General features: G+C 40.9%; 20 protein-coding genes, 4 tRNA genes and 1 pseudogene. 12 read left to right on the forward strand and 13 right to left on the reverse strand.

Annotation, left to right across the window (positions count from 1 at the left end; genetic code table 11):
• Positions 1-107 precede the first annotated feature (107 nt).
• Complete coding sequence (locus tag FBF61_RS32970) at positions 108-605, reverse strand: hypothetical protein (RefSeq protein WP_138485259.1); 498 nt, start codon at positions 603-605, stop codon at positions 108-110.
• Positions 606-953: 348 nt separating this feature from the next.
• Between FBF61_RS32970 and FBF61_RS32975 the strand changes: the two genes are divergently transcribed.
• Positions 954-1,035 (forward strand) — tRNA-Leu (locus FBF61_RS32975).
• An 11-nt stretch (positions 1,036-1,046) separates the two neighbouring features.
• Positions 1,047-1,123, forward strand: a tRNA-Ile gene (locus FBF61_RS32980).
• A gap of 89 nt (positions 1,124-1,212) precedes the next feature.
• Here FBF61_RS32980 and FBF61_RS32985 read toward each other — a convergent pair.
• The 3 genes from FBF61_RS32985 to FBF61_RS32995 all read right to left on the reverse strand — a co-directional run bounded on the left by FBF61_RS32985 (position 1,213) and on the right by FBF61_RS32995 (position 4,131).
• Positions 1,213-2,727, reverse strand: coding sequence for a tetratricopeptide repeat protein (locus FBF61_RS32985; RefSeq protein ID WP_138485260.1), 1,515 nt, complete (start codon positions 2,725-2,727; stop codon positions 1,213-1,215).
• Positions 2,728-2,968: 241 nt separating this feature from the next.
• Positions 2,969-3,889 carry an IS3 family transposase gene (locus FBF61_RS32990; protein WP_138485261.1) on the reverse strand — a complete coding sequence of 307 codons (921 nt, stop codon included), beginning with the start codon at positions 3,887-3,889 and terminating at the stop codon, positions 2,969-2,971.
• Complete coding sequence (locus FBF61_RS32995; protein ID WP_138485262.1) at positions 3,832-4,131, reverse strand: transposase; 300 nt, start codon at positions 4,129-4,131, stop codon at positions 3,832-3,834. The genes FBF61_RS32990 and FBF61_RS32995 overlap by 58 nt, the downstream gene beginning before the upstream one ends.
• A gap of 245 nt (positions 4,132-4,376) precedes the next feature.
• Here FBF61_RS32995 and FBF61_RS33000 point away from each other — a divergent pair.
• The 6 genes and pseudogenes from FBF61_RS33000 to FBF61_RS34830 all read left to right on the forward strand — a co-directional run bounded on the left by FBF61_RS33000 (position 4,377) and on the right by FBF61_RS34830 (position 6,866).
• Positions 4,377-4,448 (forward strand) — tRNA-Arg (locus FBF61_RS33000).
• A 76-nt stretch (positions 4,449-4,524) separates the two neighbouring features.
• Positions 4,525-4,598 (forward strand) — tRNA-Trp (locus FBF61_RS33005).
• A gap of 151 nt (positions 4,599-4,749) precedes the next feature.
• Positions 4,750-5,841, forward strand: coding sequence for a hypothetical protein (locus FBF61_RS33010; protein WP_138485263.1), 1,092 nt, complete (start codon positions 4,750-4,752; stop codon positions 5,839-5,841).
• Positions 5,842-6,055: 214 nt separating this feature from the next.
• Positions 6,056-6,256 (forward strand): annotated as a pseudogene (locus FBF61_RS35350) (ArdC-like ssDNA-binding domain-containing protein); the annotation flags it as partial.
• Positions 6,248-6,724, forward strand: a complete 477-nt coding sequence (locus FBF61_RS35355) for a zincin-like metallopeptidase domain-containing protein (RefSeq protein ID WP_374756642.1) — start codon at positions 6,248-6,250, stop codon at positions 6,722-6,724. The pseudogene FBF61_RS35350 and the gene FBF61_RS35355, both read left to right, overlap by 9 nt.
• 4 nt (positions 6,725-6,728) lie before the next feature.
• Positions 6,729-6,866 carry a hypothetical protein gene (locus FBF61_RS34830; RefSeq protein WP_166444685.1) on the forward strand — a complete coding sequence of 46 codons (138 nt, stop codon included), beginning with the start codon at positions 6,729-6,731 and terminating at the stop codon, positions 6,864-6,866.
• Here FBF61_RS34830 and FBF61_RS33020 read toward each other — a convergent pair whose 3' ends face one another.
• The 3 genes from FBF61_RS33020 to FBF61_RS33030 form a co-directional block, all read right to left on the reverse strand.
• The gene (locus FBF61_RS33020; protein WP_138485265.1) at positions 6,867-8,624 is read right to left on the reverse strand and encodes a hypothetical protein; all 1,758 of its coding nucleotides are present in this window, start codon (positions 8,622-8,624) and stop codon (positions 6,867-6,869) included.
• Complete coding sequence (locus FBF61_RS33025; protein WP_205748350.1) at positions 8,621-9,442, reverse strand: type II restriction-modification system restriction endonuclease; 822 nt, start codon at positions 9,440-9,442, stop codon at positions 8,621-8,623. Before FBF61_RS33025 ends, FBF61_RS33020 begins: the two co-directional genes overlap by 4 nt.
• Before the next feature lie 70 nt (positions 9,443-9,512).
• Positions 9,513-9,968, reverse strand: coding sequence for a hypothetical protein (locus FBF61_RS33030; protein ID WP_138485266.1), 456 nt, complete (start codon positions 9,966-9,968; stop codon positions 9,513-9,515).
• Between the two features lie 410 nt (positions 9,969-10,378).
• Between FBF61_RS33030 and FBF61_RS33035 the strand changes: the two genes are divergently transcribed.
• Genes FBF61_RS33035 through FBF61_RS33045 form a run of 3 tightly spaced genes read left to right on the forward strand, consistent with a single transcriptional unit; the run spans position 10,379 to position 12,577 of the window.
• The gene (locus tag FBF61_RS33035) at positions 10,379-10,663 is read left to right on the forward strand and encodes a transposase (protein ID WP_138485267.1); all 285 of its coding nucleotides are present in this window, start codon (positions 10,379-10,381) and stop codon (positions 10,661-10,663) included.
• A gap of 5 nt (positions 10,664-10,668) precedes the next feature.
• Positions 10,669-11,499, forward strand: coding sequence for an IS3 family transposase (locus FBF61_RS33040; RefSeq protein WP_166444686.1), 831 nt, complete (start codon positions 10,669-10,671; stop codon positions 11,497-11,499).
• Positions 11,500-11,548: 49 nt separating this feature from the next.
• Positions 11,549-12,577 (forward strand): 3'-5' exonuclease, encoded by a 1,029-nt coding sequence (locus FBF61_RS33045; RefSeq protein ID WP_138485269.1) that lies wholly within the window; start codon positions 11,549-11,551, stop codon positions 12,575-12,577.
• Positions 12,578-13,208: 631 nt separating this feature from the next.
• On the opposite strand, the gene FBF61_RS33050 is transcribed toward FBF61_RS33045, so the two are convergent.
• Positions 13,209-14,000, reverse strand: coding sequence for a hypothetical protein (locus tag FBF61_RS33050; protein ID WP_138485270.1), 792 nt, complete (start codon positions 13,998-14,000; stop codon positions 13,209-13,211).
• Between the two features lie 1,119 nt (positions 14,001-15,119).
• On the opposite strand from FBF61_RS33050, the gene FBF61_RS33055 reads away from it, so the two are divergent.
• Positions 15,120-16,523: an amidohydrolase gene (locus FBF61_RS33055; protein ID WP_138485271.1), complete on the forward strand. Its 1,404-nt coding sequence runs from the start codon at positions 15,120-15,122 to the stop codon at positions 16,521-16,523.
• A 43-nt stretch (positions 16,524-16,566) separates the two neighbouring features.
• Here the strand turns inward: FBF61_RS33055 and FBF61_RS33060 are convergent, their stop codons facing one another.
• From FBF61_RS33060 to FBF61_RS33080, 5 genes are all read right to left on the reverse strand, one after another.
• Entirely contained in the window at positions 16,567-17,247 is a 681-nt protein-coding gene (locus FBF61_RS33060; RefSeq protein ID WP_138485272.1) for a DUF2490 domain-containing protein, read from the reverse strand.
• Positions 17,247-17,837 carry a hypothetical protein gene (locus FBF61_RS33065; RefSeq protein ID WP_138485273.1) on the reverse strand — a complete coding sequence of 197 codons (591 nt, stop codon included), beginning with the start codon at positions 17,835-17,837 and terminating at the stop codon, positions 17,247-17,249. The genes FBF61_RS33060 and FBF61_RS33065 overlap by 1 nt, the downstream gene beginning before the upstream one ends.
• Before the next feature lie 21 nt (positions 17,838-17,858).
• Positions 17,859-18,917: a calcium:cation antiporter gene (locus tag FBF61_RS33070; protein ID WP_138485274.1), complete on the reverse strand. Its 1,059-nt coding sequence runs from the start codon at positions 18,915-18,917 to the stop codon at positions 17,859-17,861.
• Positions 18,918-18,969: 52 nt separating this feature from the next.
• Positions 18,970-19,797, reverse strand: coding sequence for a universal stress protein (locus FBF61_RS33075; RefSeq protein ID WP_138485275.1), 828 nt, complete (start codon positions 19,795-19,797; stop codon positions 18,970-18,972).
• Positions 19,798-19,873: 76 nt separating this feature from the next.
• On the reverse strand, positions 19,874-20,626 hold the full coding sequence (locus tag FBF61_RS33080; protein WP_138485276.1) for a TerC family protein: 753 nt from the start codon (positions 20,624-20,626) through the stop codon (positions 19,874-19,876).
• Positions 20,627-20,713 lie beyond the last annotated feature (87 nt).

A 20,713-nucleotide genomic window follows, 5' to 3' on the forward strand; every position in this document is an offset into this window, starting at 1 on the left:
CGTATGGATGGTTATTGTGATAATCTGGCCACATGGCAAAAGCAAAAACACCTGCCGAAGGTTGGGCGGCAGGTGTTTAAAATACTAAAATCCGTTGAAATTAGCGTCTAAATGTTCGACACATTAATTTCTACAATGGTATCAGCGTAGTTATTATCAGGACCATCTTCAAAACCGAGCGTGGCAGAATTTTCGTTTTGATTCAACAGCCGGCCGCTAGCAAACGCTTTATGTGGCGGTAACCAATCTTTGATTGTCAAAGGAATAACATTGACAGCACCTGTAGCATCAGGCCGATTAAAAAGTTCGAATGTTTCAACCTTTGTGCAACCTTCCTTAGGCTTTCGGATGCTATGTAGTTGTTTTTTATCTTTTGTGTAAATTTTGAGTTCGTGTTCATCAAGGCAATTGATTGTAACTTTGATCGTTACCTTCTGTCCAGGCAGAACATTAAATTCGTATTGATGGCCAATGTTGCCGTCCATCAATCTTGAATTTCCACTCATTTTACCTAGCGGCTTTCCTTCTTCAATTGATGGAGACGTAAAAGCTGATAAAGCTATCACCATAATAGCTGCTATTGAGGCAATCATTTTTGATTTCATTTCTTTTTTTGTTTTCAGGTTTACTGATTTGAGTGGCCTACCTAGCAACCCCATCATTGCTTTTTAAAGCAAAAAACATCTGACCAATATCTTCTAAAACCCAACTTTTGGGGCAAGCGGTATTAAATCAGTGGTGAAAGGATACTAAATCATGGTAAATGATTTTTACCTCAAACTAAGTCACTATAAATCAATGGTTTATATTATTCTTATTGGGTAATGTTTACCCAAATTATGGTGTAAAGCTACATATCCGTCATATCGGACACATCGGTATAATCCAATTTTTGAGCAAACAATCTGCCACCCTTGCAATCAACTCCTTCTACGGATATAATAATTTCGTGTGAGGCTGTGGCGAAACAGCAGACGCGACAGGCTTAAATCCTGTTTCTTCGGAGTGTAGGTGCAAATCCTATCAGCCTTACCATACTTTTCTACGGGTATATAGCTTAGCGGTCTAAAGCCATTAGCTCATAACTGATTGATCTCTGGTTCAAGTCCAGATATACCTACCACTAATCCCCGCAGGCAGCACCAAGCTTTCTTAATGATAACTTCCCGATAGTCATGAATATAAGACCAAAACCCTCAAAAGGTTACACACTTAATTACCTTTTAAAAGTTCTGTGGCTTCTGTAAATCCTTGTTCGGAAGCTTTTTTAAGCCATTCATTTGATTTATTAATGTCGCTTTTAACAAACAGGTTGCCATTTCTATATATTAATCCAACAACGTACTGGGCAATTGGATTGCCTCTTGTAGCAACCAAAAATGTTTCACTCCATTCTTCTGCATATTCTGTATCAATATCAATTACTTTTTTAATCAATATGTTGGATTGATCAAGGTCTTTTTCAACACCAGTGCCATTTCTATACATTAACGCTAATGCATAAGTAGCTCTGCCATCATTTTGTTCTGACAAGCTAACATAGCGATTGAATGCCTTTTTGTAAAATTCATTTGCTATCACTTGATCTTTTATCACTCCTAACCCATGCTCATACATATGTCCAATTCTATAATCACATGTTGCGCGGTCAAATTCAGGCTTTTTGTACCAATCAAGTGCCTTAGCATAGTCTAGCTTAACTCCTAGTCCCTTTTCACACATAAGCCCTAATGCAAATTGGTTGGTTTCATCACTCATATAGCCAGAGGGTTTAGAAGTGCTATATAGCCTATATGCTTCAGAATAATTCAGTGAAATCTCTTCTATTTGACCTAATCGCATTTGTGCGTCACCATTTCCGAGAGTGGCGGATTTCTTGTACCATAACAATATCTGTTCTTTCATTGTCGCAACACCTTCCTCTAATGGTCTATCAGAGGGTCTTATTGAACTGTCTTCGTACAAATCTCCTAGCCAAAACATTGCTTCCGCATTAACGCTTAGAGCGGCCTTTCTAAGCCAAAACATTGCTTTTCTAGGATTCTTAGTTTCTTCGTCATTTGAAATCTTTTTGTAGAATAAATTTCGTTTACCTACAGAGAGCTGTGCCTTAACATCGCCAGATTCAGCTAATGATAGATCTTCTTCTTCAGAATTAAGAGGGACGTAGCTATAAAGTTTTCTTCCATTCTTATAAACCGAGTAGAACCCATTTCGCACCTTCATCTCTTCAAGACGTTGAAACTCTAGTCTCTGGCGTTCTTCATTTCGCTGTCGTTCAAGTTCCCGTCGATTTTGTTCATTAATTCGCTGCTCTTCCCGTGCGTTTTGCTTTGCTATCATAGCGTCAAGCAGGACATTGCCGACAGCATCAATGGCATCAGACGTTTGTTTGGTATTAATGGTCTGTTGTTGCTGGTTTTTAGCTATTCTGTCTTGTTGTGTTTTGTACCGAACCTCCTGTTGGGACTTTATTTCACTTTCCTGAGCAACCTTCTCATCCTGAAGCCTTTTTTTATTTTCTTCCAGCGCTTGCTGTTGTTCCGCGTTCCTGTGCCATTCGTCTTCTTGCCTGGAAACTTCAGATAGTGCCTGCTTCTTTGTGTTTTCGCAGTTACAGAGCGCCCTAGAATGTGGGTCATGAGGGCGTTCACATGCAGTTTTACCGTCTGCGACATGTGTATGACCCTTTTCATAACAACCAGCTCGTCTAATACAATCATCCATATCCTTAGCTGCCTTACTACGCAAGCTTTCAAAACTTGCTTGCTGGGAAACATTTTGTGAATACAGGTTAGTCGAAATGGAATTGCAACCTTTTGTTGGAGGAATTTAATAGGCTATATTTTCTGACATCTTTCTGGGGAATCTTCCATTCCCCAGACCCCTTGGAACCTCTATCTAATTGAGGGGCCATAAGCCGCTCAATTAGATAGAGGGCTTGATTTCACTTCTTCGATTCGGGCTATCAAGCTGCTTTTTGCTCGTTTAGTAGCTTTTCTTCAAAGGCCTGAGGGCTCAAATATCCTAGTGATGAATGTCTTCTTTTTCTATTATACCACACCTCAATAAATTCAAAAATTGCCAGTTTTGCCTCTTGTTTACCTTTAAATTCGCGATGATAAACCATCTCTGTTTTCAGCGTCTTAAAAAAGCTTTCAGCTGGTGCATTATCCCAACAGTCACCTTTCCGACTCATACTCTGGGTGATAGGTAAACCAACCAGCTGCTTACGGAACTCACTGCACGCGTATTGAATTCCTCTATCTGAATGAAACAGTAATGGTTTGTTTATAGGATAGCACTTTAAAGCCATTTTGAAAGCCGCTACGCTGGTGTCTTCGGCTCTCATTGTCTCACTCAGCGCCCAACCCACTACCTTACGATTTGCAAGATCAAGTATTGCTGTAAGATAAATCCAGCCTTCTCCGGTCTTAATATATGTCAGATCTGATACCCATTTTTCTCCAAGCTTTTCTGCTGTAAAATCTCTATTCAGATGATTTTCAAACACTTGATAAATATGGTTACTATCAGTAGTTTGTATCCGGTATTTCTTCCGGACAATACTTTTTAGACCAATTTTTCTCATTACTCTGGCTACCCGTGGGCGCGATACCCGGAAACCTTTTGCTTGCAATTCCACTGTAACGCGCGGGCTACCGTAGCATCCTTTATTTTCTTCATAAACTTCGCGGATATGAAGAGATAATTCTTGGTGTTCCTGCTGACGTTTACCTACTGGCTCTTTTAACCAATAATAATAGCTGCTAACGCTCTCGCCGAGCATTTTACACATCTTTGCCACCGGATAGATTCCTTGATTAGCTTTTATAAATCGGAACCGTTCCGTTCGCCCCTGGAAAAGATGCGTACTGCCTTTTTTAATATCTCGTGTTCAAGTTTTACCTCCCGAAGCTCTCTTTCTAATTGTCGGATCCGTTTTTGTTCCTCCGTCAAACCTTCAACTTTTTCTCGAAAATCAGGCTTATTAAAACTTGCGCGCCATTTACTGATACGACCTGCATCAAGCCCGAGCTCAGCCGCTGCCGCACTCACCGAGCCTTTAGCTTCTGACAGTTCTACTGCCATCCTTTTGAAAGATTCGTCAAACACCCGTCGTTTTCTCATAGTCAAATTTAGTTGGAAAATTAAATCTGCCTATTTCTGCCTCCAAGCAAATGTAGCAACGTCAAAACGACAAGGCCGAGAAGCAGTAAATAAAATTTCATAGGGAGGATTTAAATGTTGTAGTAAACAACTGGTTTTGCTAACATGAAAATAAGTTGGTGTTTTTATATAACCAAAGGAAAACTTGCCGGATTATTAAAAGGGCATTTTCATAATACCTTAATAGACCGGCAGTTACATAATACAATCTCTTAGCTCAATGGATAGAGCAACAGGCTTCTACCCTGTGTGTCTTGGTTCAAGTCCAAGAGAGATTGCCCCCCTTCATTCACTAGCAGATCTGGTTTACAAGCCTGCAAAGAACTGCTGAGCAGGTAGGCACATAGAATTATTATCGAAGTGATCTAATGGTAGCATATCAGTCTCCAAAACTGCTCGTCCTGGTTCAAGTCCGGGCTTCGGTGCCAAATGGGGTGTGGGCAATCGCTGATTAAGTAGCAACAACTCCTTACAGATTTAGAAGTTTACGTCGTACATGTTCAAACAATATCTTTAAGTATTAAAAGGTGAGTTGCCTAATAATTATATCTTTGAGAAACTACTCTAAATTAGAAAAACGTGAAAATTCTTTTGCACTCTTTGATGTACTTGCTGTGTTTTTTACTTATTCAGGTAACTTTTGCCCAACCGCCCGGCAATAGTTGTGACGCAGGTTACCAAGCTCTTCATCAGAAATTAAAGCTGAAATCTGATAGAGAGTTATTAAATATGGTCTATAATCTATACGAATTGACAGAGAGTAGTAGTAGCGGAAGTTCCAGTAATACTAATGCGTCGTTAATAATTCCCAATAAATTAGACGCCGCTTATAGTTCTAATAAAAAGAAGGTGAAAAATGCATTCAAGCATCATAAAAACGAACAGAATGTTATCCTTAGCATTGACGAGAAAATAGACCTTGTCAGCAGTTTCTATACGGATGCTGCTTTTCAGAAAGTAACAGACGCGTGGTTGGAATGTATTAGAGTAAGCAATGGCATTCCGTATAGCACCATAACACAAAACACAAAATCCGAGGTTCTTGTGACATTTGTGCTGCCATATAGCCAATATTCTAATAAAAGGGTAAAAGTTAAGAGTATAAGCTCTTCTAGTAACTTGGTGTTCTCACCGGAAGGATCTCAAATACAAGAGGGATCAGTAGTCAATTATGATAATAACAATTATACATTGATGTTTAAGCGTAAAGAGGGAAATACAGATATTGGATCAGTAATGATCATGCTTTCGAAAGGCACAATCGCCCCTATACACATACCGGTTGCAGGTGCGACATACGAACGTAGGATGGTTAAGGAAACTTTGACAATTAAGACCAGAACCGATGTAAGTTCTAATTGGTTTAAGTTTCAGTTGCCGGATGGTAGTGAGCAAGTTATTACTTTTAAAAACGCCAATGGTAGTCATTATAAATTAATTTTAGAGGATATTAAAACAAACATAAAGAACAAAAATGTTACTATAAAGAGTGTTGAATACATTCCAAAAACGGGAGGGATTCGCGATTATGCGTCTAGAGGAGTAGGCGTGGAACCTAATAACACACTCAATTTGGACATATATGTTCATACTGGCGAGAAACAAATGACTGGTGAACTAAAGGTAGACTATGAAGTTAAGCGCCTAGTTTGCGTGGAAAACTGCCCATAAACTGTTTATATCAACGAACTAAGGGAAACTGAATTGATCGGACAGACAAGACAGACACCCCTATAGGGTGGATGTCCTGTCTGTGTCGTTAATAATAAGCCAGTGCTGCGATTGGCATCATAAAATAAAAGCTATTGAGCAGCCATGGATGGATGAATATATCGGTTTTCATACGCCGGTGAATGCTGAAACCGGCAAGTAGTATAAAGGAAGTAATTTCTTCATGCTGAACCTGGATGGTTATATCAAGACATTCCAGTCGCCGACATACGCCACTTTTAAACAGTGGAACAAGCTGGGCGAACGGATCAAAAAGGATCAAAAAGGCGAAAGCCCATCCCCTATTATTAAATATGATGTGGTCGAGAAACTTGACGATGAAGGCAAAATCAAAAAATCAGGATGGCTGAAGCAGTACTGGGTTTTTAATGAATCCCAGCTTGCCGGGTTTAAAGGTGTGGAGCGATCAGAACCGCGTGAGGAGTTTGAAGGCTATGCCGAATTTGACCAGTTTATCGAAAGAACCGGCATCACGATTATCACCGGTCAATCACCGGGTGCATTTTTCAACCAGTGGTCAAATACAGTATACATGCCACCAGCAGGCAATTTCATCGACACGCAGGGTGACAGCGCAAAAGTCAATTACTACAATGTGGAAGCCCATGAAGTCACACACGCCACCGGCCACCCTACCCGACTGAACCGAAATATGCTTGGCAAGTACGGTTCCAAGGAATACGCCGAAGAAGAAATGATCGCAGAATTCGGTTCGGTCCTGCTGCTGCACAAATTCGGCATTGCGCTGGTTCCGACGGAAAACAGTGTGTACCTATGCCGCAGCCTGGTCGAAACGATTGAAGGCCGACCCTACCCTGTTTAATTACGTGGCCAAAGAAGCAACCCGGGACCATGACTGGCTGAATGATGCGTTTGCCAAAAAACTACCGGAGATCACGCAGCCAGCCAATGATAATTGCCAGCCGTTCGTTGCAAAGCGGTTTGAAATGCGGCGGGTTGGGTAATTAAACAAAAGCAAAAAGTGGAGATTCTTGCAATGAATACTGGAAATCATACCAAGTATCCGTTGTAGCTTGAATACTGTGTTTTTTGGAAATGCTTTCAACCTCTTTTTCAATGTCTTGAAATGGAATGTTCTTTGCGATCTTACAAAGGTCGAGACGCATCAAATTATTTTTTGTAAATGCTCTTTTTGCGTCCAAGAACGTGATTGAGTTTAAAAATGCTTGTGTTTTTCTATGGTTTAATAATATATATGTATAAACAGCATGTTCTAGCTTATCAAATCCAAGAAAATAGCAAGTGTCATCCAGCATTAACGGCTTTTCATTTTGCGGTAACACAAGGGTAAAATCGCTTTTTTTATAAAGTCCAGATATTGCTACCTTATATGGTTTAAATGAGTAGTCCCCAATACCAAAAATTGAATAATCAGGTTTTCCTATATATATTGATGATTTTCTTTTATCAAAAAACGATTTATTTTTTGATAAATAGGCAAAGGTTTTAGGGTATTTTTCTTCAATATAAGATGTTTTTTCACCTACTTTTGTTTGTGTTACAATGGTAAATTTCCTGGATTTACTCACAATATTGTTTTTCAAGTCAGAGCTTTTTAACAAGCCAAAGACAAGATCATTTTCTACATCTAATATATCTGAATTCCCATTAATCAGCGAACCTTCCAAACAGTTAATCTCCATGACTGATGAGCAATCATGTTTAAGTCCCTGACGCCAGACAATAGATGAATTCCCGTCAAAGTCTTCTGTTTCTGCATATTTCGATATGTTAGCAACAAATTTATTTTTATACCATCCAAACTCATTTTTTGGACTTTCGTCAGTATAAAAGTTATATTCAGAGCAAGTGAAATCCGCTGGCCTGTTGAGCTCGCAAAAGAAAACGCATGACTCAACTGAAGCATTAAACTCTTTCTTGGTATCGATTGAATACGTCCTTATACTACTGATTGGGTAGACCCTATCTTTCTGATCCTGAATGATGTTTTTAACAACAGAATTTTTAATCAGGAATACAAGATTACCATTTTGGCTCTTGAAATTATCCATCATCATGAGTGTAATGTACTCAGCAATATCAAAGTTTCCTTTACCTGTAATGGCATCTAAGCCCTTATGATTCTTGAAGTTGCTTTTAGCTGGCAGATTAACGGAATCTAAAGCTCCTAATTGTGAACTGGTGACCCATGGGGGGTTTCCGAGTATTAAAAACTTATCCGACTTAATGCCTTCTGCTATTAACCTAAAATTAAAGTCAAATACATTTTCGTGATGTAGATATATTTTAGGCTTATTTAGTTCCGGTTCTTCTATAAATAGGCTGAGAATGCTGAATTTCGCTTGCCATACATACGACTTATAAATCTCAACCCCGTAAATGACATCTAAATTAGTAAAAGCCTTTATCGCAGCTATTATAAAGTTACCTTCCCCAAATGTGGGTTCCAGCATTACCTCCGGGTTTATCCCTTCTTTAACAAGCTTCTCAACAATTTTATCTGTGAGAAGTCGGTTTGTTTGGTAGTCCCCATATTCTGTATGATTCCGATTTGAAGCCAAGCCATGACCATTTAATGAATCTTTTAATTCAATAAATTCTGCATCGCTTGTAAAGAAATTCTGAATTCCACATTTATTTGCGATAACCTTATTTGCGTCATCAATTAAAACACCTTCTTTAACAGTCTGATTTAAAAAATCAGATGCCTTAGCATCTATGATGATCTCGTATAACTTCATATTTTATTTACTTTGTCAATTATTTTCGTTATTCCGTCGATTTCTTTTGTAAGACTTACAATGCGCATATACTGCAATCTCCATTGCAGAGCGTTTGATATTGTCAGATACCCCAGTTCTGGCGGGTTCTTTATAACTTGCTCAGCTAATTCACGTAAAGCTATCTCATCTCCAGGGATACCTTTATCATTAAGGTATCCTATTATATCTTCGACATTAGCTTCGTCCTTAACCATTTGTCGCAATCTTGTCGAAGTTGTAAAATCTCCTGTCCGTTCTTTTGAGACGAAAGCACATGAGACGAAATCGAGTTTTGCCGCTTTCTGCTCATCGTCATCAGCCTTATCGTAAACGAACAAAAGTAAGTTGTAACCTAAACCATATATTTTTTGTTGGGCATTTCTAAAAGGCGATGATGATTGTGGCTGTCTGATTGACGTAACCTTGATATCTGTTTCTACACTTGGTAAATCCAATCCCTTCGCTGCTGAACTAGCTCCTAAAGCAAACTTCTCTGTCAAATGAACTTTAAATTTTGATTCAATCAGGGTTCCAATGGCTTTCCCATCTGTTGTGCCATAAATTTCCGGGTGGAGTTTTGATTCATTAATACTAAACTGCTGAGCCTCTTTGATAAGACTGGCAAAATCTAGGATAGGCTTCTCTTTTGTCGAAGTTTCTTCTGCCATTGACTGTAAGGGTAGGGATAATTTAATTTTAAGGAAAAACACAAGATCGTAATATTTATCAAAACAGATGCACAAAATTTGAAAAGTGCAACCACTCCCCCTGCCGTTGATGCCGTAACTGGCTTTCAAAAAGTTAACGTTTAGTGGTTACCGGTAAGGGTGACTGCTTATTCCGTTGCCTGATCAATAGCTTGATTGCTTAGTTTGGCTTGGGTCCGCGGGGTTTCCCGGTGTAAGGCACTTTTTCAATTGCCTGTTCTGGCGAGATTTCCAGGGCATAACCCACAGAATCCTCATGCTGAAAGATGGAAGCAGTAAAGACGTATTTCTGCTTGCTGTAATCAATACCACCTTTGGTAAGGATCAACTCCAGGGGCAGTGAATAGCCGCGCCCTGTTCGCACAAGTGAGAAAGCGCTTTGCGCATCTGTAGGCACCAGGTAGAGATTTTTGATCTTGCGTTTGCCATCATCTGTACCTACCAGAAATCTGGTTGTCTCCGGCTCAATGCCCAGCTCTTCAATAGCAGCTGATGGGAATACAATTTTGCCCGCAGCAGAAATATAGCCTGTGGGAAGTGATTTTGTGCTGGCTTTCTTTTCAGCTTTTGGCTCATTCTCTTGGGCTGAAAAGAAACGGATATTTTTAGCTTTCATTAATGGGTTATTTAAATGCGTGAAAAAACCATATATTTTTTTACTTTTACCTTTTTTAATAATAATATTTTATGATCTTATGAGCGTATAAGACTGTATAATCAATAATTCTTAATCGTAGATACCCTTCCAGTGATATTTTTATTTGATACAGAAACAGTTGGTCTTCCAGTTAACTGGAAGGCACCTGTTACCGATTTAGCAAATTGGCCGCGAATGGTCCAGCTTGCATATATAGTTACAGACAAGGATGGAAACGTTCAAACAAAACGCTCTTTGATCATAAAACCTGAAGGATTTATCATTCCGGATGATGTGTCAAAAATACATAAAATAACGCATCAAGAGGCAATGTATAATACTCCCCAATAATTGGACAGCTGCTAAAATTTCTAATTTAGTAGTTGACTATGAAAAGGGAACGTAGAAAATTCAGCGCGAGCTTCAAGGCCAAGGTGGCCATAGAAGCCATCAAGGAGGTAAGTACCGTGCAGGACTTAGCTTCTAAGTACCAAATCCATCCAACACAGATTACGGCCTGGAAGCGAGAGTTTCTGGAAAAAGCAGATCTGGTTTTCGACAAAGAGGCACCGGCAACAAATGAGGCAGAGAACTCTAAGGAGCAAGAACTGTACGCCAAGATCGGGGAGCTTCAAGTCCAGGTGGATTTCCTAAAAAAAGTCTTGGGGAAATGACAACCATGGAAAAACGCGAACTTATTTCTCCGGAATACATCAATCTCAGCGTTTCAGCACAATGTAAACTAATTGGTTTACAGAGGAGTAGCTATTATTTTAAGCCTAAGGGAGAATCATTGGTAAATCAACGCCTGATGAAAGCCATAGACCGAAAGTTTCTGGAATGTCCATTTTATGGAGTGGAACGCATGACTGATTACCTGCGCGGTTTAGGTTACCACGTTGGGGTAAAGCGTGTACGAAGGCTATATAGGCTCATGAATTTGCGTACAATTTATCCCAAACGCAACCTGAGCAAGGCCAAAGCGACTGACTACAAATATCCATATCTGTTGAAGGATCTGAAAATAGAGCGTCCTAATCATGTCTGGCAGGCCGATATCACGTACATCCCGATGTTCCGTGGATTTATGTACATGTTTGCCATCATCGATGTGTATAGCCGAAGGATTGTCGGATGGAGCATATCAAACACGATGAGCATGGAATGGTGCCGGGAAATACTCTTGGATACTATTCGTACCGAGGGAGGGCCCGAAATATTTAATACCGATCAAGGTAGTCAATTCACTAGCCCCTACTTTGTTAACTCATTGTTAAAGAATGGTATAAGAGTATCAATGGATGGTAAGGGAAGAGCACTTGACAACGTTTTCATCGAACGATTTTGGAGGTCGCTCAAACAAGAATATGTGTACTTAAACCCTCCCAACGGCGGGATGGACCTGTATAGAGGAGTAAAAACATATGTGGAATTTTATAACGGTCAACGCAAACACACCGGCACTGGATTTATCCCTAATGACTTGTTCTTTGACGCAAAAGCATCTTAATTAAAATTATCTTTATCCATTAGCTGTCCAGCAAAACGGGAGTATTTCAATGAGCCGAGGAATTCCGCTTGAAGAGGCGTTAGATATTCTGGAGACTGATATGGCGAAATGTGATCTTGTAGTATCACATAATCTTGAATTTGATAGAAATGTCCTTGGAGCAGAGTTTCTGAGAGGCGCTGGTTTTAATGTTTTACCTCAAATGCTTGGCTACTGTACTATGGTTTCAACAACCAATTTTTGTGCTATCCCCTCGCCAAGAGGATACAAATACCCAAAGCTTGAAGAACTGTATTTTAAACTGTTTAAAGTGAAGCTGTTAGGTGCTCACGATGCTATGGTGGATGTAGAAGCGTTATTCAAATGCTTCAAAGAACTACAAAGAATGGGAATCGTCAAAATAGCCAGATCTAATAATGAATTACTACAAATCTCGGCAAAAGATCTTGTAAAGCAATTTGACGACTTACGAAGTGGCTTCCCCGACAAACTAAAATCAAATCCAAAGGGCGTACATTTGGTTATTTTAGATTTCTTCCGAAAATCTGAAAGTATTTTAATTGACTTAAAGCAAACTAGTGGGGTAGATTCAGAGGAGTATAAGCACTGTTCATACTTGCTAATGCATACAATAACACAAGGAATAGTAGCAGTTTATAATGGTGGTAAATCAGCCATGAACAATGTTCTCTCAAGCGACACGTACGGTAAAAATCTAGCAGAGTTTTTCATTTACATTTTATCAGAGTTGCGCAAAATAGAAACAGATGGTGCTCATGATGAGTACGTTACAAGTATTTTAAATGTTATAAAGGACTACCACCGCAAAAATGAAACTTCTAATGAATCACAATGCTATATTGCAACGATGGCATATGGAGATCCCATGCATCCACAGGTAATTCTTCTCCGCAAATTTCGAGACAATAAATTAAAAAGTAACCAATTAGGAAAAGCATTTATAGATCTATATTATTTAACATCTCCATCTATTGTTAAATATTTTGGCAGATATAAACCATTTGTGAATTTCTCAAAAAAAATTCTTGACTTCTTGATTTACAAAGTAATCAGATAGCCCATTTGCTTTCTACGTTCTCAGCCACATTTTAATTGTAGAATTATGATAACTAAATTTCTACACCAAAGTGAGAACAAATATTTGACTACAATTGCATCATATATCATTAAACGTCATATTAGAAAGTTTCTAAAAATGAACGAATTAAAGTTGTCAAGAAAGCTACAAAAACAGTAAGTTTCGATCTCAGGTCGTTGAGCTTTGCCGCTCTGAAATATTCTCCTACCGCGACCTTTTAGGTCAACCATGGGGCCGTCGCTCGAATTACTCGTACTTCAAGCCTGCCATCGTTGCCGGTCCGCCACGTGGTACATGCGCTACCGTTTAGGCCGCTAGTTAAAGAATAATCCATTTACTCCAATGAAAAAAGAATCTAATGATCTCCTGGCATTAAAAGCAGAAACTGGCTGCTGTTGAAAATGAAAATGACCGGTTTAAAATGAAAAATTAAGGATTAGAAATTATTACAGTTTTCATCATGAAGTAGTATTGTTTTAAGCCCGAGCCGCTGCGCTGTATGAAGCTTGCATAATGGGTAAACGATCTCCCATTCTTAGTGAAACGCAGGAATCTATATTAAATAGTAAATTCTTGATGCAGTTTCCCAAGCTTGTTGCCATTGCAATTTCTATTTTACATAGAAGATACTTTTGTTATCCCCTGAATTCAAATATCCATAAAAACCTCCTGATGAAGATCTTACTGGTGGGTCATACGATCTTAATACTCCATTTCCAAGTTTAATTAATTTTCTTTCCTGAACGTCTCCATCTTTGGAAAATTTAATAAAGTTATAGTCATTCAGATTACCAAGAATCATGAAGCCACCTTCATTTGTTGGTAGTATTGTGGCATTCGATCCATCTACCTGTTTTTCCCATATTTCGCGTCCTGAGTTGTTAAATTTTGCGAAGCCCATCCCACTTGGATACGCTTGCTTTCCGATTATAACTGATCCATCTGGCATTCCAATCATATTAATGTCAATACCAGCGTTTGGTACTCGATCCCATTCTATATTACCCGATTCAGTAATTTTTACAAGCCAACGATCAGAAGTACCTTCGATATCTTCGGTCTTATCAATGGATACTTTTGAGTAGGAATTACCATTAACCAAATAACCACCATCAGAAATTGCAATAATGTTTCCTAAATACTCTGATTCATCCCCACCAATGGTTTTGTCCCATATTCTGCGCCCCTGAGCGTCTACCTTGATTATCCAATAGTCATATATACTAGATTGGCCCGCTGCATTGTAATTTTTTGGTGGACTCGACTTGTCATTGCCTACCAGTGAGGATGAATAACCTGCCAGAATGTATCCTCCATCAGAAGCATTAATAACTTTTCTCAGGTGGTCTTCACTGCCTTCCGAATCTGGATTAGTTGCTCCATAGAATTCTCTTTCCCACATTTTTTCGCCAGAGGTCGAAATTTTCAGCAACCCGTACCTACCTCGGTTCGTTCTGGTACCTAGAATATAGCCTCCATCATCGGCCGCTACAATTGAAATGATGGAACCAAAATCGTCCCATTTAAACAACTTTTTCCAAACAATATTCCCTTTCTCGTCAACGCTAAGGACAATGTTATCAAAGTAAGTTAACTTCGATTCATATACTACAGCTATGCAGCCTCCATTTGGAGACTCTATTAAAAGGGATTGTAAACTATCTTTTGACTGGCCAATATCTCTGAGCCATTGTCGGGATGTACGCCAAAAAAGTGGCTCTCAAACCTATTTGTTGAAAAGAACCCATTCTTGTTTTAACGATCTTAGGGGCTACTTTCGCCAAAGCATCTACAAGTAGGTAACCGGTTATCATAACACCACGACCACTAAAAGTAAAGGTTAAAGAGAGGGACCTGCCGATGCGGTTATATCTTACTTTCCGTAAATCAAATCGAATGTCTACCAGCTCTGCTCGTTATTAAATTCATTTTCAAACTTTCCTAAGCCAGAAATTTCAGGAAGTCGGCGGCTTTTTTTGCCCTATAAAAATCAAAATGTCTGGGCTGGTAACGTTCGTGTCATCAAGCATCAAGGCTTTTACACCTAGCCACAAAGCACTTCTTTCCGCACGCATTGACTGTAATCTAGCGGACTTTACAGCAACGCAGGCCGGAAAAAGATGCAGGCGGATCACAAATCCGGAGCATATATTGATATCGGTGTCTGTAAGGTAGCGGTTTATCACAAAGTGACATAACTTTCCAAATGGGCTAACAGGTTTAGCAGGAATTGCCGTTGTTGCAAGAATTTTTCAGCTTTAAGCCCCTGTAATTTTTTTTACGGAACAATTTGCATTCGATTATGGTGATGCTTAACTTATTGCATTATAGATAGGGTGCATGGATTTTCCTAATACAGACAACTTACAGAGATATGAAAAACTATCCAAGCTACTTTGAGGCAACAAATAACTTGAAACTGCACCGGTACAATGAGTATTTAAACCCAAATGCAAAACGCCTTAAAATTAGCGCTACTATTTGCCAGCATAACGTTAATGAGGCGGCCTGAGAAAGGTTTTTGAAGAAAAAGTGCAATCAACGCTCTCCAGTTACCGCCATTATCATCCTGGCACTTATTTCCCTATCAGTGGTTGCAAATAGCCAGGTCCCAGGTTCAGCTGCCAAGGGCATATCTCCAGTTTTATCAGCGCTTGAATCTAAGATCCGGCAACAATGCAATGCCGTTGAACCTAAATTAATCGCTTGGCGGCAGGACATTCATCGTAACCCAGAACTGGGTGATCAGGAAAATCGAACGGCCAATCTTGTAGCAGAACACCTGCGTAGTCTAGGCATTCAGGTGCAGACCGCAGTAGGTGGGAAGGGCGTCGTAGGCATCCTTAAAGGCGATAAGCCAGGCCGCCTGGTTGCCCTTCGCGCGGACATGGACGCCTTGCCCATTCAAGAGCCATCAGGATTGCCATTTGCCTCAAAAGCCACTCAGCAGCAGAAGGGTTTAACTGTACCCCTAATGCATGCTTGCGGGCACGATACGCACACGGCCATGCTGATGGCCGCCGCAGAAGTACTCACCACCTTGAAAAGCGATTTACCTGGCTCAGTAATGTTCATTTTCCAACCTGCCGAAGAAGGATCAAGCATCGTTGAGCCTGGTAGCGGTAAAAGTTGGGGGGCCAAGCGGATGCTGGAGGATGGCTTGTTCGCCAAAAACAAACCGGAAGCTGTTTTCGGTTTGCACGTTCATCCTGGCAAGTCGGGCCAGATAGATTATAAACCAGGACCGGCCGCGGCCAGCAGCGATGTTCTGAATATCTCTGTAAGCGGCCAACAGGGTCATGGAGGAATGCCTTGGAACACGATTGACCCTGTTGTGGCTTCTGCCTTGGTGATTACAGGATTACAAACCGTCGTTAGCCGTCGGACCGATCTGACCACCTCACCAGCAGTCGTTTCGGTTGGCATAATCCAAGGAGGATCAAGTCAGAACGTTATTCCTGATACCGTGAAAATGGTGGGCACTATCCGCACCTACGATGCCGACGTGCGCAAGCAACTGCACGCAGACATCAAGCAGGCTGCCGAGCATATTGCCGAAGGCACTTACGCCAAAGCCCGCGTCACCATTACGCCGATGTACGATGTAACAACAAACGACCAGATGCTAGCTAGCCAAATGTTGCCGGTACTAAAACGCGCTGCCGATGCAGGTGTGGTTACAGGAACGCTCCAGGGCGCATCTGAGGATTTTTCATATTTCGCCAAAGAAGTGCCGGGCCTTTATATTTTTCTGGGCATTACACCGGATGGTGAAAATCCCGCAGAAGCCGCTCCGAATCACAACCCAAAATTTTTTGTTGATGAAAAGGCACTGGTCGTAGGTACCCGTACTATGGCAACTATGGCTGCCAATTTTTTAGTTACTGGCCCCATGAAACCGGCAACAATCAAACAAGAAAAGTGACTGCATCCCTGCTTATCAGTTTTTAGCTGCATCAATTAATGCTTCAAATACTGACGAACCAAGCAATGGTCAGCCAGAATTGTTGCGCTTTTACTAGACCGCTAAACTCATTTACGCGGTATTCCAGGCCAAGCTCCACCTTGTTGTTATCGGACGCATTGTATCCCAAAGCCAGTAGTCCACGTATTTCCAAATCCGGATCGCTGTTTGAAAAAATGCCCAAATATTCATTATTTATCTTACCATAAAATTCCTTAGGATCGACCTGTTGACCGTTCAAGGGCAATTCTAATCCCAAGCGGTATCGCAGACGGAATTCTGGTAAATCGTTAGCACTAAATGTCTGATCGGCCACTATGCGGTGTGCAACACTAAGCACCTCCAAAGTTTTTACATTGTTAAACTGCTGTATCAAGCGATGTGTCAAGCTGCCGTTTTCCAACCTGACCAGGTACCCGCCGCCGACAGTATTATCGGCCGATACTTTTTTGGTAAGTATAAAGTGTAAATCTGTTCTTTCGTATTCAAATTGATGGATGGCGGGTGTTTCCGGCTTTTTGCTGGAAAATATTTGCCGGGCTTCGAGCTTCGTATTTAACTTCCAGGTTTCAGCTATTTTGACATTAACATTGATTTGAGAAAGCGTCCCTGCCCTGTAACTGGCTTGACTTAGTGCCGTAACAGGAATTATGACATATAAGAGACTAGCTACAAGTTTATACATCAGTACATTAAGTTATCTGTATTACGCTGCACAATCTCGCTAATACGCACAATGGCTCCGTCACTTTCAGCAAGTACTTCAAAATATTTTTCGATTTTGTCCTGATTACCTTTTACAATTAGCTCATACCTGACCAGGACACCATTTACAGCCCTATCACGGTTCAAAGACTCTTTCAGGGCATGGGCAGAGCCGTTCCAATGAATCTGGGTTTTGACAATTTTGTAGCGCGAAAATGCTTTGCTGAGTGTATCTTCTAAATTCGTCCGGCCGTTTGCATTCATTTTACTGATACTCGACAATATTTCAACATCCTGGATATTCCCCGCTTCATCGAATTCAATACTAAAATGTTTCCCCGAAGATTTCAGCTTTGCTTCTATGGTCTTACCGGTAAGGCTTTCTTCCAGGTACCAATGAATTTTAGGTTTTTTGAACACCGAGCTAACAAACTCCATTGCCTTTTGGGGAACAGCATCCGGCTTGATACTATACTCCCGCTCATATTTTTTCTGACCCAGACAGGGCGTCCATAGCAACCATGCAATCAGGGCAAAAACGATGTTCAAGCAGGTTTTTGTAAAAGTCATGAGAGCTTTCAATAAATGTATTTAAGGAAATACAATTGTGAAAATGTACATCATTAAATTGACCAGGAGCACGATAGCATATAAGCCATTTGTTTGCCCTTTGTTGAGTGAAAGCATGACCGTAAAAACTGAGAGGACCAGCAGGACCATGGACTTCATGCTCAAGCCAAGAATGAGGGGCAAATCCATTATTGTGCACACAATTACAACAGTTGGGATGCTGAGTCCAATACTTGCCAATGCAGAGCCCAGCGCAAGATTGATGCTCGTTTGATATTGGCCACGTCTCGCCGCACGGATAGCGGCGATGCCCTCTGGCAGCAAAATAACTGCGGCAATGGCCACACCCACCAGTGCTGTCGGTAAGCCGGCGGCAACAATTCCGCTTTCTATTACAGGGGAAAGGTTTTTAGCCAAGAAAATAACTACACCCAGACATACCAGCAAGAAACATAAACTTATTAGGGCCTCGCCTCCGGTAACATCTTTCTCTTGCCCTGAGACTTCTGCCAAAAAATATTTGCGGTGCCGGATGGTTTGGGTAAATATAAAAGACCCATAAATGACCAGGCAGCAAACGCCAATCGCAAGGAGCTGTGGGGTGCTGTAAGAAGGACCGGCGATACTGGTGGTAAAATTTGGCAGTACCAGGGTAAGCACTAAGATGGATACCAGGCTTACCAAGGCAATAGTTACACTTTTTGTTTCAAAGCTCTGTTCTTTAAATTTTAATGCACCTACAAACATACTGATGCCCAGGATGCCATTTAGAATGAGCATAACGGCAGCAAAAAGGGTGTCCCGCGCATAAGTATCGGCACCGGATCCTCCGGTTAGCATAAGTGATACGATAATCGAGGCCTCCAAAAGCGTTACAGCTACTGCCAGTATGATCGTCCCGTAGGGTTCGCCAACTTTGTGCGCGACTACCTCAGCATGGTGCACTGCTGAAAATACGCCCCCAATCAAAGCAACTACGGCTAATGTGTTGACCAGAAAGCCTGAACCAATAGGCAGAGCCAGGTAAAAAATCCAGGCAATAATAGGTGCAATGTAACTCCACTGAAATATTTTCTTCATACAAGTAGGTTGACAAATAATTGTGGTGAACAGTGTTTAAAAATGGAAGTCACTACCTGATATGGTATACGAGTAAAGGTAGATGCGTTTCTACAACCAACCTTCTAGTCATACTTGGGTTCGTCAAATACTGCTGCAAAAAGTATCTTTCACGGTTGGAAACAATCAATAAGTCAGCGCCCCGCTGATAACAAAATTTATTAATCCCTTCAATAAAACTTACATCTTCCACAATGACCACATCCATTTCTGCCATATCCAGCTCCTGAATGGTCCTGAGCATATGTGCTTGGTCTGCATGGCACTCAGGCTCGTGGAACGAATTGATTTTAACCAGGCTTAGTTTGGCACCAAGCTGCTCTGTCAGCACTTTTACCTGGTGTAAGATCTGGGTTTCCTGTGGATCAAACTGCGTCGCATAGACAATATTCTTAAAGCCCTTGAGCGTTGCCTGGGCGGGAACAACCAACACAGGACAAGACGCCTCCAAGGCAATGGCGGTTGACGAACTGCCGATCAGTTTATCTATAAATGTCCCCTGCCCTGTCCGGCCGACAACAATCAGATCCGCATTGATATAATTTGCCTGCCGCAATATCGCAGTTTGAATTGCATTGGACTCCCAAATACCCTTCACCTGATAACCTTCTGACTGAGCGCCAGCTACATACTCGTCGAGTTGTTGCTTGTATGAGTTCTCCAATTCGTCAAGCATCACATGCGTACTTTCTGTCATCGGCATTGCAATGCCGGTATTTTCAGACTGGGAGGTATGCATAATGGCTAATTCGGCACCCGTTTCATTGGCAATTGTTTTGGCAGCTTTCAGGGCCTTTTGTGAATTCTCAGAGAAATCAATAGGGATCAAAATCTTTTTCATAACATGGATGGTAATGTTTAATATCGCACCAGCCGGTTAAACATAAACTTGTGCTATAAAAATATTTTTTGAACAGTTATGGCAAAAGCCGCTCTTCTCCTGGCTGGTAGTGTTCATGGGTTTTCACCGGCGCACTTTTAGATTTGTTCATGCGCATTTGAAACACATCCACCAGTAGTGAAAACGCCATAGAGAAGTAAATGTAGCCCTTAGGAATTTCAAGACCAAAGCCCTCACTGACAAGCGAAAAGCCAATCAACAATAAAAATGACAAAGCCAACATCTTGAATGCAGGATGGCGGTTGACAAAATTACTGATCGTTTCGGCAGCAACCAGCATTAGGATCACCGTTGCAATAACTGCCACATACATTACCCAAACTTCCTTCACCATACCAATAGCAGTTATAATTGAATCGATGGAAAAAACCATATCCATGATCAGTATTTGCGTGAGTACCTGCCCAAAAGAGGACGCTTTGATCTGTTTGCTCTGGTCGCCTTCCTCGCCTTCCATTTTGTGGTAGATTTCCGTCGAGCTTTTGTAGAGCAGAAATAAACCTCCTACCAGCAGTACAAGCTCTTTCCCGGAAAATCCTTCGCCAAAAACCACAAACAGGTCCTTGTCAAGCTTCATAATAAGCGAAATAAGGAGCAGTAGGCCAATGCGCATAATACCAGCAAGTACCAGGCCGTATTGCCTGGCTTTCTTCTGCTGATGTGCAGGAAGCTTTGCGGCGATGATCGAGATAAAAATGACATTGTCTATGCCTAAAACCGCTTCCAGGGCAACTAGTGACAATAGTGAAACGATTACTTCGATTTCCATTGATATTGTTGATTAGGTTTTCTTAATAAGTAATAGAACCGTCTGAACTCCCTATGTAGGTAATTTCATTACGCGTGCTGCCGAATA

Source organism: Dyadobacter bucti (genome assembly GCF_005869225.1).
Taxonomy (GTDB): domain Bacteria; phylum Bacteroidota; class Bacteroidia; order Cytophagales; family Spirosomataceae; genus Dyadobacter; species Dyadobacter bucti.

What these genes read in the sequence shown, in the direction of transcription:
- FBF61_RS32970 (WP_138485259.1), bottom strand. Translation starts at nt 605, where the DNA reads ATGAAATCAAAAATGATTGCCTCAATAGCAGCTATTATGGTGATAGCT.
- FBF61_RS32985 (WP_138485260.1), bottom strand. Translation starts at nt 2,727, where the DNA reads ATGGATGATTGTATTAGACGAGCTGGTTGTTATGAAAAGGGTCATACA.
- FBF61_RS32995 (WP_138485262.1), bottom strand. Translation starts at nt 4,131, where the DNA reads ATGAGAAAACGACGGGTGTTTGACGAATCTTTCAAAAGGATGGCAGTA.
- FBF61_RS33020 (WP_138485265.1), bottom strand. Translation starts at nt 8,624, where the DNA reads ATGAAGTTATACGAGATCATCATAGATGCTAAGGCATCTGATTTTTTA.
- FBF61_RS33030 (WP_138485266.1), bottom strand. Translation starts at nt 9,968, where the DNA reads ATGAAAGCTAAAAATATCCGTTTCTTTTCAGCCCAAGAGAATGAGCCA.
- FBF61_RS33035 (WP_138485267.1), top strand. Translation starts at nt 10,379, where the DNA reads ATGAAAAGGGAACGTAGAAAATTCAGCGCGAGCTTCAAGGCCAAGGTG.
- FBF61_RS33040 (WP_166444686.1), top strand. Translation starts at nt 10,669, where the DNA reads ATGGAAAAACGCGAACTTATTTCTCCGGAATACATCAATCTCAGCGTT.
- FBF61_RS33045 (WP_138485269.1), top strand. Translation starts at nt 11,549, where the DNA reads ATGAGCCGAGGAATTCCGCTTGAAGAGGCGTTAGATATTCTGGAGACT.
- FBF61_RS33050 (WP_138485270.1), bottom strand. Translation starts at nt 14,000, where the DNA reads ATGTGGGAAAGAGAATTCTATGGAGCAACTAATCCAGATTCGGAAGGC.
- FBF61_RS33060 (WP_138485272.1), bottom strand. Translation starts at nt 17,247, where the DNA reads ATGTATAAACTTGTAGCTAGTCTCTTATATGTCATAATTCCTGTTACG.
- FBF61_RS33065 (WP_138485273.1), bottom strand. Translation starts at nt 17,837, where the DNA reads ATGACTTTTACAAAAACCTGCTTGAACATCGTTTTTGCCCTGATTGCA.
- FBF61_RS33070 (WP_138485274.1), bottom strand. Translation starts at nt 18,917, where the DNA reads ATGAAGAAAATATTTCAGTGGAGTTACATTGCACCTATTATTGCCTGG.
- FBF61_RS33075 (WP_138485275.1), bottom strand. Translation starts at nt 19,797, where the DNA reads ATGAAAAAGATTTTGATCCCTATTGATTTCTCTGAGAATTCACAAAAG.
- FBF61_RS33080 (WP_138485276.1), bottom strand. Translation starts at nt 20,626, where the DNA reads ATGGAAATCGAAGTAATCGTTTCACTATTGTCACTAGTTGCCCTGGAA.